This window comes from Polaromonas sp. CG_9.5, assembly GCF_035984465.1.
GTDB lineage: Bacteria > Pseudomonadota > Gammaproteobacteria > Burkholderiales > Burkholderiaceae_C > Polaromonas.
The window spans coordinates 1-14,248 of sequence record NZ_JAXCHR010000026.1; the positions used below are offsets into that span (position 1 = coordinate 1).

Annotated in this window: 9 protein-coding genes and 4 tRNA genes; 3 read left to right on the forward strand and 10 right to left on the reverse strand. The window is 57.2% G+C overall.

Features of this window, described 5'->3' with window-relative positions; all coding sequences use genetic code 11:
* The first annotated feature begins 78 nt into the window (after positions 1-78).
* On the forward strand, positions 79-783 hold the full coding sequence (locus RCH06_RS15600; RefSeq protein ID WP_327082385.1) for an FMN-binding negative transcriptional regulator: 705 nt from the start codon (positions 79-81) through the stop codon (positions 781-783).
* Positions 784-900: 117 nt separating this feature from the next.
* Here the strand turns inward: RCH06_RS15600 and RCH06_RS15605 are convergent.
* The 10 genes from RCH06_RS15605 to RCH06_RS15650 form a co-directional block, all read right to left on the reverse strand.
* Positions 901-987 (reverse strand) — tRNA-Leu (locus RCH06_RS15605).
* Positions 988-1,061: 74 nt separating this feature from the next.
* Positions 1,062-1,135: transfer RNA gene (locus RCH06_RS15610), tRNA-Cys, on the reverse strand.
* Between the two features lie 61 nt (positions 1,136-1,196).
* Positions 1,197-1,272: transfer RNA gene (locus tag RCH06_RS15615), tRNA-Gly, on the reverse strand.
* Between the two features lie 60 nt (positions 1,273-1,332).
* On the reverse strand, positions 1,333-3,762 hold the full coding sequence (gene lon, locus RCH06_RS15620) for an endopeptidase La (protein ID WP_327082386.1): 2,430 nt from the start codon (positions 3,760-3,762) through the stop codon (positions 1,333-1,335).
* Between the two features lie 128 nt (positions 3,763-3,890).
* Positions 3,891-5,156 carry an ATP-dependent Clp protease ATP-binding subunit ClpX gene (gene clpX / locus RCH06_RS15625; protein ID WP_327082387.1) on the reverse strand — a complete coding sequence of 422 codons (1,266 nt, stop codon included), beginning with the start codon at positions 5,154-5,156 and terminating at the stop codon, positions 3,891-3,893.
* Between the two features lie 127 nt (positions 5,157-5,283).
* Complete coding sequence (gene clpP, locus RCH06_RS15630; RefSeq protein WP_327082388.1) at positions 5,284-5,934, reverse strand: ATP-dependent Clp endopeptidase proteolytic subunit ClpP; 651 nt, start codon at positions 5,932-5,934, stop codon at positions 5,284-5,286.
* 93 nt (positions 5,935-6,027) lie between these two features.
* Positions 6,028-7,338: a trigger factor gene (gene tig / locus RCH06_RS15635; RefSeq protein WP_327082389.1), complete on the reverse strand. Its 1,311-nt coding sequence runs from the start codon at positions 7,336-7,338 to the stop codon at positions 6,028-6,030.
* Positions 7,339-7,453: 115 nt separating this feature from the next.
* Positions 7,454-7,540 (reverse strand) — tRNA-Leu (locus RCH06_RS15640).
* Between the two features lie 121 nt (positions 7,541-7,661).
* On the reverse strand, positions 7,662-10,877 hold the full coding sequence (locus RCH06_RS15645) for an efflux RND transporter permease subunit (protein ID WP_327082390.1): 3,216 nt from the start codon (positions 10,875-10,877) through the stop codon (positions 7,662-7,664).
* 7 nt (positions 10,878-10,884) lie between these two features.
* Positions 10,885-12,063 carry an efflux RND transporter periplasmic adaptor subunit gene (locus RCH06_RS15650; protein WP_327082391.1) on the reverse strand — a complete coding sequence of 393 codons (1,179 nt, stop codon included), beginning with the start codon at positions 12,061-12,063 and terminating at the stop codon, positions 10,885-10,887.
* Between the two features lie 146 nt (positions 12,064-12,209).
* Here RCH06_RS15650 and hpnC point away from each other — a divergent pair, with 146 nt between their 5' ends.
* Together hpnC and hpnD are read left to right on the forward strand one after the other, a co-directional pair.
* Entirely contained in the window at positions 12,210-13,064 is an 855-nt protein-coding gene (hpnC, locus tag RCH06_RS15655) for a squalene synthase HpnC (protein ID WP_327082392.1), read from the forward strand.
* Between the two features lie 315 nt (positions 13,065-13,379).
* Positions 13,380-14,222: a presqualene diphosphate synthase HpnD gene (gene hpnD, locus RCH06_RS15660; protein WP_327082393.1), complete on the forward strand. Its 843-nt coding sequence runs from the start codon at positions 13,380-13,382 to the stop codon at positions 14,220-14,222.
* Positions 14,223-14,248: the final 26 nt, after the last annotated feature.

Genomic DNA, 14,248 nt, shown 5'->3' on the forward strand with positions numbered 1-14,248 from the left:
GCTGCCCCATCGCTGGCAGCCTGCGGACTGACTCTTCTCTAACCCGCAGCATATTTCGGCAAGCCTGGTCAAGGTGCCATGACGAGCCGCTTACGACTGCTGCGTGCCCCACACAATTTCAACCAGCAGGCCACCCCCATGTATTGCCCCACTCACTTTGAAGAACAGCGCTCAGACGTGCTGCTTGATCTCATTGCGCAGCATCCCCTGGCGACTATCGTTACGCAGAGCAATGGCGGTCTGGTGGCTGACCACATTCCCCTGCTTTATCAAAAAAACGGAGATTTGCCCGGAACGCTGATTGGGCATGTCGCAAAAAACAATCCGCTTTGGCAAGCTGCTTCGGAGCATGAACATCTTCTTATCTTTCAAGGTGCAAGTAGCTATATTTCGCCCAACTTGTACGCCACCAAAGCCGAGTCGGGCAAGGTGGTGCCGACCTGGAATTACGCCGTAGTACATGCCCATGCAACCCTGACGGCCACCCAGAATCCAGAGGCAATTCTTCGCATTCTGACTGGCCTGACGAACCGGCATGAGTCGTCTCAGGAGCACCCGTGGCAAGTAACGGACGCACCTCCGGATTTCACACAAAATCTTCTCAACAGCATTGTCGGGATTGAGTTCCACATCAAGCGCCTGACAGGCAAGTGGAAAGTCAGCCAAAACCAGCCGCAGAAAAATCAGCAGAGCGTCATCGGTGGTTTGCGCGCGTCAGGCAGCTTGGATACAGCCAAGATGGCTGAACTTGTGGCGCAGTTTGGTGCTGATTTGAGGAAATGAGCAATGCATTTGCCAAAATGTAATCCGGCGTTTGCGTGCGCTTGCTTGGCTAGCGCGCGTGCAACTGCCCGACTTGCCGAAGCTTCAAGTTCTTTCGCTTGAGCTTGGTGCTCAAGATGGTGCGAGAGACGGGACTTGAACCCGTACGACATCACTGTCCCGGGATTTTAAGTCCCGTGCGGCTACCGATTACGCCACTCTCGCTGAGTGAAATTACACTGACACACCGTATTGTCAAATAAAAAAGCCCCTTTCACGGGGCTGATGACAATAACTTGTGGAGGCGCGGCCCGGAGTCGAACCGGGCTAGCCGGATTTGCAATCCGGTACATAACCGCTTTGTTACCGCGCCTTGTTTTTATTCAAATCTTCCAACCAAAAAGGGCAGCATTTTGAAGTGCTGCCCTTTGAATTGGAGCGGGAAAAGAGGCTCGAACTCTCGACCTCAACCTTGGCAAGGTTGCGCTCTACCAACTGAGCTACTCCCGCGAGTCTAGCTGTAAATTATAGCGTGCTTTTGAGACTTTTCAAGTTTGCCAAAAAGTTTGATTAATGTTTAACGGCTTCAGTCACTTGAACAGGAACGACTACAACGGCGGCAGCGATCAGCGCCACCTCTTCATCGGTCAAAGGAATAGGTTGCCGTTCCAAGGCGACTTGCAACACCTGATCAATCCACTTAACGGGAATGATCTCAAGACCAGCTTTCACATTGTCTGGAATTTCCTGCAAATCCTTGGCGTTTTCTTGCGGGATCAGCACCGTCTTGATACCACCGCGTAAGGCAGCGAGCAGTTTTTCCTTAAGCCCACCGATAGCGGTTACCTCACCGCGAAGAGTTATTTCGCCAGTCATCGCCACATCGCCGCGCACAGGAATTCCCGTCAGGGCAGACACAAATGCCGTAGTCATGGCTGCACCCGCGCTGGGGCCGTCTTTGGGTGTTGCGCCATCGGGAACGTGAATGTGAATATCATGCTTTTCAAACATTTCGTCCTTGATGCCCAACATGCGGGATCGGCTTCGAACCACGGTACGGGCCGTTTCGACAGATTCCTTCATGACATCGCCGAGTGATCCGGTGCGGGTAATCACACCTTTTCCAGGCATTACGGCTGCTTCAATTGTCAGCAAATCACCCCCCACTTCAGTCCATGCCAATCCAACTACCTGACCGACCTGGTTCTTCTGCTCTGCGCGTCCGTAATCAAATTTACGAACCCCCAGAAATTCGTTGAGGTTGTCGGGTGTGACTACTACTTTCGGCGTCATCTTCTTAAGCTGAATGCCCTTGACGACCTTGCGGCAAATCTTGGACAGTTCGCGTTCAAGCGAACGAACTCCCGCCTCACGCGTGTAGTAGCGCACGATGTCACGCACGGCCTGCTCCTGAACTTCCAGCTCTTCGTCTTTCACGCCGTTGTTTTTTACCTGCTTGGGCAATAGATAACGCATGGCGATACTGGTTTTTTCGTCTTCGGTGTAGCCTGAAAGACGGATAACCTCCATTCTGTCCAACAACGCCGGAGGAATATTCATCGAGTTGGACGTTGCAACAAACATTACGTCGCTCAAGTCAAAATCAACCTCGACATAGTGGTCGCCGAAAGTATGGTTCTGTTCAGGGTCTAAAACTTCAAGCAGAGCGCTTGAGGGGTCGCCCCTGAAGTCGGTGCCCAGTTTGTCAATCTCGTCGAGCAGGAACAAAGGATTTCGCGTACCGGCCTTGCTCAGATTCTGCAGCACCTTGCCTGGCAAAGCGCCAATATAGGTACGGCGATGACCGCGGATTTCCGCTTCGTCACGCATTCCGCCCAAAGCCATGCGGACATATTTTCTACCCGTTGCTTTGGCAATCGATTGACCAAGGGAGGTTTTGCCAACGCCTGGAGGGCCGACCAAGCAAAGAATCGGCGCCTTGAGCTTGTCAACGCGCTGTTGCACTGCAAGGTATTCGACGATGCGGTCTTTGACCTTTTCCAGACCATAGTGGTCTTCGTTGAGAACGGCTTCGGCATTGACCAGATCATGCTTGATCTTGGTTTTTTTGCTCCAGGGCAAACCCAGCAGCACATCGATATAGCTACGCACCACAGTTGCCTCAGCCGACATGGGCGACATGAGTTTGAGTTTCTTGAGCTCGCTTTCAGCCTTCTTGCGGGCTTCCAGCGGCATCTTTGCGGCCTTGATCTTTTTTTCGATCTCTTCGATGTCTGCGCCTTCTTCACCCTCGCCTAACTCTTTCTGGATAGCTTTCACCTGCTCGTTCAGATAGAAGTCGCGCTGATTCTTTTCCATCTGGCGCTTGACACGGCCACGGATTTTCTTGTCAACATTGAGGATATCCACCTCGCGCTCAAGCTGTTCGTACAAGTTTTCAAGCCGGCTTTTGACATCGTCGAGATCCAGAATCACTTGTTTGGCATCCAGCTTGAGCGGCAAGTGCGCGGCTATGGTGTCAGCCAGACGCCCGGCATCGTCGATACTGGAAATCGAAGTAAGAATTTCCGGTGGAATTTTTTTGTTCAGTTTGACGTAATGGTCAAACTGCTGCATCACGGCACGGCGTAGGGCTTCGATTTCGCTTCCCTTGTCGCCGACGACAACCGCAGCCAGTTCTACGGGCGTGACATTGGCACTGAAGTGCTGTTCGCCTTCCTCAATTTTATTGACCTTGGCCCGTTGCTGGCCTTCAACCAGAACCTTGACGGTGCCGTCAGGCAATTTCAGGAGTTGCAAAATGGTCGCAACACAACCGACCTCAAACATGTCCTCGACGGACGGCTCATCTTTGGCTGCGGTTTTCTGAGCCACCAGCATGATGCGCCGCTCGGCTTCCATGGCCGACTCCAGCGCCTTGATACTCTTGGGACGACCCACGAACAGCGGAATGACCATATGAGGAAACACCACTACATCCCGCAAAGGCAAAAGTGGCAAATCGATGGCAACAGAGGAAAGTAAAGTTTGTCCGGACATATAAAACCTTTAACCTTAAAAATAAGGCACGACGCAACAGTCCGCTTCAGGACGGCGCGAAATAATAGCAACCGGACATGAGGCGCATGCGGGGCTATTTCAAGCGTCCGTCATGCGTAATCCGGGACTCAGGCTTTCTTGGCGGCTTCGCGGTAGACCAGCAAAGGGGGCTTGTTGTCTTCAATCGTGGATTCATCCACGACCACCTTTTCGACATTATTGGTCGTCGGCAGATCAAACATGGTGTCGATCAAAGACTGCTCCAGAATCGAACGAAGTCCACGTGCGCCGGTTTTTCGCGCCAAGGCTTTGCGCGCAATGGCCTTGAGTGCGGAAGGCCTGATTTCCAGATCCACGCCTTCCATGGCGAGCAGCTTACTGAACTGCTTGACGACGGCATTTCTAGGCTCCGTCAGTATCTGGACCAGGGCATCTTCGCTGAGTTCAGCCAGAGTGGCAATCACCGGCATGCGCCCTACCAGTTCGGGAATCAGACCAAACTTGATCAGGTCTTCTGGCTCAACATCCTTGAATGCCTCCGTTAAGCTGCGCAACTTTTTACTTTTGACAGCAGCGCCAAACCCGATTCCGGATGATTCGGTGCGGTTTTCAATGACCTTTTCAAGCCCCGAAAAAGCACCGCCGCAAATAAACAAGATATTGGTGGTGTCCACCTGAAGAAAATCTTGATTGGGATGCTTGCGGCCGCCCTGCGGCGGGACAGAAGCCATCGTGCCCTCCATCAGCTTGAGCAATGCCTGTTGCACGCCCTCGCCCGACACATCGCGGGTAATGGAAGGGTTGTCTGATTTACGGGAGATTTTGTCAATCTCGTCGATGTAGACAATGCCTTTTTGCGCACGGTCAACTTCGTAATTGCAGCTTTGCAACAACTTTTGGATGATGTTTTCAACGTCTTCACCCACATAACCCGCTTCCGTCAGTGTCGTGGCATCCGCCATGACAAAGGGCACGTTGAGGGTACGGGCCAATGTTTGAGCGAGAAGCGTCTTGCCGGAGCCGGTGGGGCCAATCAGCAAAATATTGCTTTTGGTCAGCTCGACATCGTCTTTTTTGGCAGTTTCCTTGTGGCGCAAACGCTTGTAGTGGTTGTACACAGCCACAGCCAGAGTGCGCTTGGCAGGCTCCTGACCAATCACATAACCGTCAAGGGTTGCCTTGATCTCTGCTGGCGTGGGCAACTCGCTTTGCGCCTCGCCTGCCTCGGTCGTTGCAGGCAGTTCATCGCGAATGATTTCATTGCACAGGTCGATACATTCATCACAAACAAAGACAGAAGGACCAGCAATCAGTTTTTTAACTTCATGCTGGCTCTTACCGCAGAAAGAGCAGTACAAAGTCTTTTCGCTGGAGGAGCCTTTTTTCTCGGCCATTGTGGGGGATGCCTTTAACGTGACTAGGTGAAACGATGCGATTCACTCATGATAACTAATAAAAAAACGGCGTTTCCGTTGCAGAAAACGCCGCTACTGCAGAGCAATTTCCGCTCTGCCCGGCCAATCAGGGACGCTTTGCAATGACCTGATCCACGACGCCGTAAGCCTGGGCTTCGTCGGCAAACATGAAGTAGTCGCGTTCTGTGTCGCGTTCAATTTTTTCGACCGTCTGCCCCGTGTTGTTGGCCAGAATACGGTTGAGTTGATCGCGCGTTTTCAAAATATCACGGGCGTGAATTTCAATATCCGATGCCTGGCCCTGCGCGCCGCCCGATGGCTGATGAATCATGACGCGCGAATTGGGCAATGAAAAACGTTTGCCCTTGGTGCCAGCTGACAGCAAAAATGCGCCCATGCTGGCAGCCATGCCTACGCAAAGCGTAGAGACATCGGGCTTGATGAACTGCATGGTGTCGTAAATCGCCATGCCTGCCGTGACCGAGCCGCCGGGCGAGTTGATATAGAAGGAAATATCCTTGTCAGGATTCTCGCTCTCCAGAAACAGCAACTGCGCCACAACCAGATTGGCGGTCTGGTCGTTGACCGGACCCACCAGAAAAATGACACGCTCTTTCAGCAAGCGTGAATAGATGTCATACGAGCGTTCGCCGCGACCGGACTGCTCAATGACCATAGGCACCATGCCCAAGCCCTGAATTTCCTGGCTAGCCGCTTGCGGGTTGCTGTAACCGCCATAAATACTGTTTCGAACCATCAAGTTTTCTCCAAAGATGTTTGTACTGTACCCAAAATAAATTGGGGCCTGCACTGCAAAGCACAAGCCCCAAGTTCAGGAGAAACTAACCGGTCAGTTCTGACCCATGAGCTCGTCGAAGGAGATGGCTTTCTCGGTGACCTTGGCTTTGCTCAGGACAAAGTCAGTGACGTTGTTTTCAATCACAACCGCCTCCACTTCAGCCAGGCGACTGCTGTCGCTCAAATACCAGCGAACCACCTCTTGGGGCTTTTCGTAGCTGGCGGCCAGCTCTTCGATATGGGCCTTGAGCTGCTCGGGCTTGGCTTGCAGTTCATTGGTGCGCACCAGTTCAGCCACCACCAGGCCCAGACGAACACGCTTTTCAGCTTGCGGGCGGAAAATGTCGTCAGGAATCGGTGCCTTGTCGGCGTCCTTGATGCCGCGCTGCTTCAGGTCGGCGCGTGCGCCTTCCACCAGACGCTCCAGCTCGGCCTGGACGCTTGAATTGGGCAAGTCGAGTTCGGCGTTGGCGACTAACGCATCCATCACGGCATTTTTGTTGCGCGCCAACAAGCGGAATTTAACTTCGCGCTCCAGGTTTTTCTTGATGTCGGAGCGCAGGCCTTCGACCGTTGCGTCAGCGATGCCGAGCGACTTGGCCAGGGCTTCGTTGACTTCAGGCAGGTGTGCGGCTTCAATTTTCTTGACCGTCACCAGGAAATCAGCCTGCTTGCCGGCAACGTCCTTGCCGTGGTAATCCGCAGGGAAGTTCAGCGGAAAGGTCTTGCTTTCGCCGCTTTTCATGCCGCGCACGGCATCTTCAAATTCTTTCAGCATCTGGCCGTCGCCGACGATGAACTGGAAGTCTTCAGCCTTGCCACCGGCAAAAGTTTCGCCGTCCATCTTGCCTTCGAAATCGATGGTGACACGGTCGCCGTCTTGCGCTGGCGCATCGGCTGCGCGCTGAGCGAAAGTGCGGCGCTGCTTGCGCAGGATGTCCAGCGTCTTGTCGATGGCCGCGTCGCTGACTTCAGCGCTGACTTTTTCGACTTCGGCGTTGGCCAGATCGGCAATCTTGACTTCAGGATAGACCTCGAAAATCGCATCAAAAGCCAGCTCGCCTTCAGGCGCGTCTTCTTTTTCGCTGATGCGGGGCTGGCCGGCAACGCGCAGATTGGCTTCATTGGCAGCAATGGCAAAAGCCTCGCCGACCTTGTCATTCATGACTTCGTAATGCACCGAATAAGCGTAACGCTGGCTGACCACGCTCATGGGCACTTTGCCGGGACGGAAACCGTCCATTTTCACGGTGCGGGCCATTTTCTTCAGGCGCGTCGCGACTTCCGACTGGATGGCACTGAGGGGCAGCGTGAGCGTCATTTTGCGCTCGAGCTTTTCAAGATTTTCAACAGTCACGGCCATGATGGTTTCCTAAAAATCAAAATTGTTTGAAACAGGGCTTTCACCTGAGATGCATTCGGTCATGCATGCAATGCCTGAAGGCTTGGGACACAACTGCCACGTCAAGACTCAGGAATGGTGCGCGGGGCGGGACTCGAACCCGCACAGTATTGCTACCGTCAGGACCTAAACCTGGTGCGTCTACCAATTTCGCCACCCGCGCTCCTGAAAAAAACAACGGGAATCCGGATTAACCTCCAAATTCCCGCCTGAAATCGGTCAACTTTCTATTTTAGCCTGTATCCGGGAGCGCTTTTTCCGCTCCCGTTTGCGACAGGGCAGATTCACGCAACAACCGGCGCTGCGCTGTCTTCCCGGTGCACCCGGAACCAGGCCGCGTACATGGCCGGCAAAGCCAGCAAGGTCAGCACCGTGGCCACGATCAGGCCGCCCATGATGGCGACGGCCATCGGGCCCCAGAACACACTGCGCGACAGCGGAATCATCGCCAGCACGGCCGCCGCCGCCGTCAGCACAATCGGCCGCAGCCGGCGCACGGCGGACTCGACAATCGCGTCCCAGGCTGGCACACCCCGGGCGCGGTCCAGCTCGATCTGGTCAATCAAAATGACGGAATTGCGCTGGATCATGCCCATCAATGCAATCACGCCCAGCAAGGCGACAAAACCGAACGGCCGGCCCAGCAAGATCAACGCCCCCGCCACGCCCGCAATGCCAAGCGGCCCGGTCAAAAACACCAGCATGGCGCGGCTGAAGCTGTGCAACTGGAGCATCAGCAAAGTGAAGGTCAGGAACAGCATGATGGGAATCCCGGCCGCAATCGACGCCGAGCCCTTGCTGCTTTCCTCGACGGCACCAGCGACCTGAATCCGGTAACCCGTCATGCCGCTGCTGTGCCATTTGGCCTCCAGTGCTTTTAATTCGGGTTGCAGCTGATTCGTGACGGTCGCGCCTTGCAGGCCTTCGGCAATGTCGCCCTGAACGGTAATGGCGTAGTCGCGGTTTTCGCGCCACATCACACCCGGCTCCCAGGCAAACACCGGCTTGGCAATCTGCGTCAGCGGAATCGACTGGCCCGACGCCGTCGGCAAATAGGCATTGCCGATATCGGTGATGGCATTGCGTTCATCCAGCGGCTGGCGCAGCACGATGTCAATCAGCTTGTCGCCTTCGCGAAACTGGCCCACGGGCGTGCCGCTGAGCAAGGTGCGCGACGCCTGCGCGATGGACTGGCTGGTCACGCCCAAAGCGCGCGCCTTCGATTGGTCAACCTCCAGGCGCATCACCTTGACCGACTCATTCCAGTTGTCGTTCACGCCGCGCATGCTGGCGTTGGCCCGCATCAGCGCCTTGACCTCATCGGCGCGCTGGCGCAGCACCAGCGGGTCATTGCCGATGACGCGAAACTGCACGGGGTACGGCACCGGCGGTCCGTTGGGCAGCAGCTTGACGCGGCCACGCACTTCAGGAAACTCGGTCGCCAGCAGCGCCGGCAGCTTGATGCGCAGCGATTCGCGCACCTTCAGGTCTTTGGCCAGCACAATCATTTGCGACACGTTGGTCTGCGGAAAAACCTGGTCCATCGGCAAATAAAAACGCGGCACGCCCGACCCCAGCCAGGTACTGACGGTGGCCACGCCCTCTTCCTGCATCAGGCGCTGCTCGACGCGTTTGGCCGTCATTTCGTTGGCCGCAAACGAGGTGCCTTCCGGAAACCAGATATCAACCATGATTTCAGGCCGGCTGGAGTCCGGAAAGAACTGCTGCTGCACCCGACCCATGCCGACAATACCGAGCGCAAAAATCAGCACCGTCGCGCCAATCGTCAGCCAGCGGTGTTCCACGCACCAGTTCACGGTGCGGCGAAAGGTGTTGTAGAACGGGCTGTTGAACATTTCATGCGGGCTGTCGTGGCCCGCTGGCCCTTGCTGCACATGCGGCGGGGCTTTAAGCAGCAGCGTGCCCAGGTAAGGCACGAAGTACACCGACACGATCCAGCTCAGCACCAGCGCAATCACCGTCACGGCAAAAATTGCATAGGTGTATTCGCCCGTCACCGACTTGGCCAGCCCGATTGGCAAAAACCCGGCAGCGGTAATCAAGGTGCCGGTCAGCATCGGCATGGCGGTGATTTCGTAGGCAAAGGTGGCGGCGCGCACCTTGTCGTAGCCTTCTTCCATCTTGCGCACCATCATCTCGACGGCAATGATGGCGTCATCCACCAGCAGCCCCAGCGCGATGATCAGCGAGCCCAGCGAAATCTTGTGCAGGCCAATATTCAGGTACCACATCGCCAGAAACGTCAGGCTCAGCACCAGCGGAATGGTGATGCCCACGACCAGACCGGGCCGAATGTCGATGTAGTAGCGCTTCCACAGCGGCAGCTGACCGGGGCCTGAATGGGGCCGCTTGTGCAGGCCCAGGCTGATAAAACTCACCGCCAGCACGATCAGCACCGCCTCGATCAGCACGCCGACAAACTCGTTGACAGAGCCGGCCACGGCCTTGGGCTGGTCTTGCACATTGACCAGCTTGACGCCAGCGGGCAGACTGCGCTCAAAACTAGCCGAGAGTTTCTCCAGCGACTTGCCCAGCCGGATGATGTCGCCGCCTTTGGTCATCGACACGCCCAGCGCAATCACTTCCTTGCCCTGGTGATGCACCTTGACCACGGGTGGATTGACATAGCCGCGCTTGATCTCGGCGATGTCGCCCAGCCGAATCTGGTTGCCCGACTTGCCGCGAATCGGCATGGCGCGCAACTGCTCCAGCGCTTCAAACTGCCCTGCCACCCGCACCTGCACCACATCCAGCGGCGTTTGCACCGTGCCGGCGGGCTCAATCGCGTTTTGCTGGCCGAGTTGCGCCAGCACTTGGTTCAGGTCTAGCCCCAGCGTGGCCAGGCGTTTTTGCGAAACCTCAATAAACACCTTTTCGTCCTGCACGCCAAACAATTCCACCTTGCTGACATCGGGCACGCGCAGCAGTTGCTGGCGCACGTCGTCGGCAAAGGTCTTGAGTTCAGCGTAGTTGAAGCCGTCGGACTCCAGCGCGTAGATCACGCCATAGACATCGCCAAAATCGTCATTGAAAAATGGCCCCTGCACGCCAGCTGGCAGCGTGGCGCGCATGTCTCCCACTTTCTTGCGCACCGAATACCAGACGTTGGGCACCTCGCTGGCCTTGGACGAATCCTTGATCTGGAAAATGATCTGCGACTCGCCCGGCTTGGAATAGCTGCGGATGCGGTCGGCATACGGCACTTCCTGCAGCGTGCGCTCCAGCTTGTCGGTAACCTGCTCGGCCACCTGCTGCGCCGTGGCGCCCGGCCAGTAAGTGCGCACCACCATGGCCCGAAAGGTGAACGGCGGGTCTTCGTCCTGGCCGAGCTGGAAATAAGCCGCAAAGCCCAGCACGATCAGCACCACCAGCAAATAACGCGTCAGCGCCGGATGTTCCAGCGCCCAGCGCGACAAATTGAAGCGCTCCGAAGGCGCGTCGCCCGGGCCGGTGTTTTTTTCGTCAGTCGATTGCGTCATGTCGCGCTCACTTGGCTTGAACGGCAGAAGCAGCAGGCGCGGCCAAAGCCGGTATCGCTATCGTTTTTGCTATCGAATCAGGAGCTGACTGCGCCCGTCCATACTGCGCTACAGCCCTGTTTGATGCATAAATACTGACTTTCTGGCCCGGTGACAGCACATGCACGCCGGCGCTGACCACCAGCATGCCCGGCGTCAAGCCAGAGGCCACCACCACGTCATTGCCGTCGGCCGTGGCAATCCGGATCGGCTGCGACCTGACCGTCATGCTGGCCTTGTCGAGCACCCACACCGTCGTCGTCTGGCCGTCCTGGCGCAAGGCGCTGGTGGGCAGCTTGATGACGGGCGCGCCCACAACAGCGCTGGCGTCAGGAATCACATAAACCGTCGCGCCCAGCGGCGGCGCTGCTTTGCTATCAATCGACACCTTGACCGGATAAGTGCGCGTGACCGGGTCGCTGCTGGCGGCCACTTCGCGCACCCTGCCCTGCAGTTCGGCGTCTTGCGCCCACACCCGGATGCGAACCGGCGCGCCCACTTTCAAGCCCGCCACCTTGTCTTCGGGCACCGAAAACACCACGTCGCGCACGCCGTCGGCCGCAATGCGCACCACCGGCGCACCCGCCGCCACGACCTGACCGGGCTCGGCCTCAACCGCCGTCACAACGCCTGATACATCGGCCTTCAGCACCGCATAGTCGGTCTGGTTGCCCTGCACCGCCGATTGCGACTGCGCTTGCTGTAACTGCGCCTGTGCGGCCTTGAGCGTGGCGTCACGGCGCTCCAGTTCAGCGCCGCTGATGAAATTCTGGTCTTTCAGCGCCTGATAACGCTTGAAATCCGCCGCCGCCAGGTTGCGGTTGGTGGCCGCAACAGCCACCTGGGCGCGGGCCGCATCGGCCGCCAGCCGGTAATCCTGCGGATCAAGCTGGGCCAGCACCTGCCCGGCATTGACATGCTGACCCAGTTCGGCCTGGCGCTTGATGAGCTTGCCGCCGACCCGAAACCCCAGGCGCGACTCGACCTGCGCCCGGACTTCACCGGCATATTCACGGTTCGTCACCGCAGCGCTGGCACCCACGGTGATCACTTTCACGGCGCGAATCGGCTCCTCGGGCGGCGCGGGCCGGGAACACGCAGCCAGCAACAGGGCGACACTCGCCAGAGACACAAGGGTTTTTTTCATGATGAACGGATTGAAAAATGAATTCGGATGCATCCGGGCAAGGCATTGCAACACGAAGGTAGCGCAGCTGCAAAAAAGTCTGCTACTGACTAAACGGTTAGTAATTTATGAGGAATGCAAAATCTTGTCAAGCGACAATCCGCGCCATGAAGACCGCTTTATCCCCGCCCGCGCCGGCCATTCAGGGCGTCAGCCATTACGAGAATTTTCCGGTGGCGTCGTTCCTGTGCCCGCCCCGCCTGCGCCCGGCGATTGCAGCGATTTACTGGTTTGCCCGCACCGCTGACGACATTGCCGATGAAGGCGATGCCGCGCCGCAAACCCGGCTCGACGATCTGGCCGCCTACCGCACCGACCTGCTGGCGACGGTCGCCGGCTTGCCGCCTTCGCCACGCTGGTCTGCCGTCTTTGCGCAGCTGGGGCCGGTCATCACGCAATATGCCCTGCCAGTGCATCTGCTGACTGATTTGCTCAGCGCGTTTGAGCAAGATGTGGTCAAGCAGCGTTATGCCAGCCAAGCCGAATTGCTGGACTACTGCCGCCGTTCGGCCAATCCGGTTGGCCGCTTGCTGCTGCACCTGTATGGCGTGAACGATGCAGAGGCGCTAGAGCAAAGCGACTGCATCTGCAGCGCGCTGCAACTGATCAACTTCTGGCAAGACCTGAGCGTGGACATTCCGCGCGGCCGTATTTATCTGCCAGCTGATGCCTGGGGCAAACATGGTGTGGATGAAGCGCAGCTGCTGGGCTTGCACGCCACTCCGGGCACTCTTAATTTGATAGCTGACTGCGCCCGTGCAGCCAGCGCCAGCATGCAAAAAGGCGCAAAACTGGTCAAAAAACTGCCGGGGCGGGGTGGCTGGGAGTTGCGGCTGGTCGTGCAGGGCGGCCTGCGGATTCTGGACAAGATCGAGGCGCAGGGCTTCAACACCCTGCAGCAACGGCCCAAGCTGGGCGGCTGGGATGTGGCGGTGATGGGCTGGCGCGCACTCTGGATGTGAGTGTTGCCCCCACGCTCCCCACTGCGTGTGGTTCGCTGCCCCCCGAGGGGGCCGCTGCGCCTGCGGCCCGGCGAAGCCGGTTCCGCGGCCCCGGCTGGTTATGGGGACGCCGGTGTATTGATGCTCGTCCAGCTGCATCACCACTCGGGAAATCAGTTTGTGTAGCTCGCGGCCTGTGCTGGGATGGAACTTCCGCACTCCTTTCCATGCTTGCCGCTGCTTGTCCTACCCTGATTTCCGGCGTCTTTCCTCTTTTCATTTTTGTGTTGCGCTGCAGGCACAAATCGGCCATTTCAGCCTGCGACAATCGCCCGCATGACGCCCGAGAACTATGTCCAGGAAAAAGCTGCCGCTTCCGGCAGCAGTTTTTATTACGCTTTCCTTTTTTTGCCGAAAGAAAAGCGCACCGCCATCACCGCTTTTTACGCCTTCTGCCGCGAAATTGACGATGTGGTCGATGAAGTCACCGACCCCGGCGTCGCGCATACCAAGCTGGGTTGGTGGCAAAGCGAAGTCACCCAATCGTTTGCTGGCAACCCGAGCCATCCGGTGATGAGAGCCTTGATGCCGCTGACGGCCACCTACGGCATTGAAGCGCGGCATTTGCAGGCGGTGATTGAGGGCTGCCAGATGGACTTGACGCAAAACCGCTACCTGGATTTTCCGGCGCTGCAGCGCTATTGCCACTTGGTGGCGGGCATCGTCGGCGAAGTGGCGGCGCGCATTTTTGGCCAGACCGACGACGCCACGACCGCTTACGCGCACAAGCTGGGCCTGGCGTTTCAGCTCACCAACATCATCCGCGACGTTGGCGAAGACGCGATGCGTGGACGCATTTATTTGCCGGTCAACGAGTTGCAGCAGTTCGATGTGAAGGCGCACGAGATTTTGAAACGCGAATATTCGGACCGTTTCACCGCGCTGATGAAGTTCCAGACCGAACGCGCGCTGCGCCTGTACGACGAAGCGCTGGCGCTGTTGCCCGCCGCCGACCGCCGCACGCAAAAACCTGGCCTGATGATGGCCAGCATCTACCGCACGCTGCTGCGCGAGATTGCCGCCGACAACTACCAGGTGCTGCACCAGCGCGTCAGCCTGACGCCGCTGCGCAAATTCTGGCTGGCGTGGAAAACGCAGGCTTTCGGCAAAGTGGTATGACCCAGTGCAATGACCCCCACGCTTTT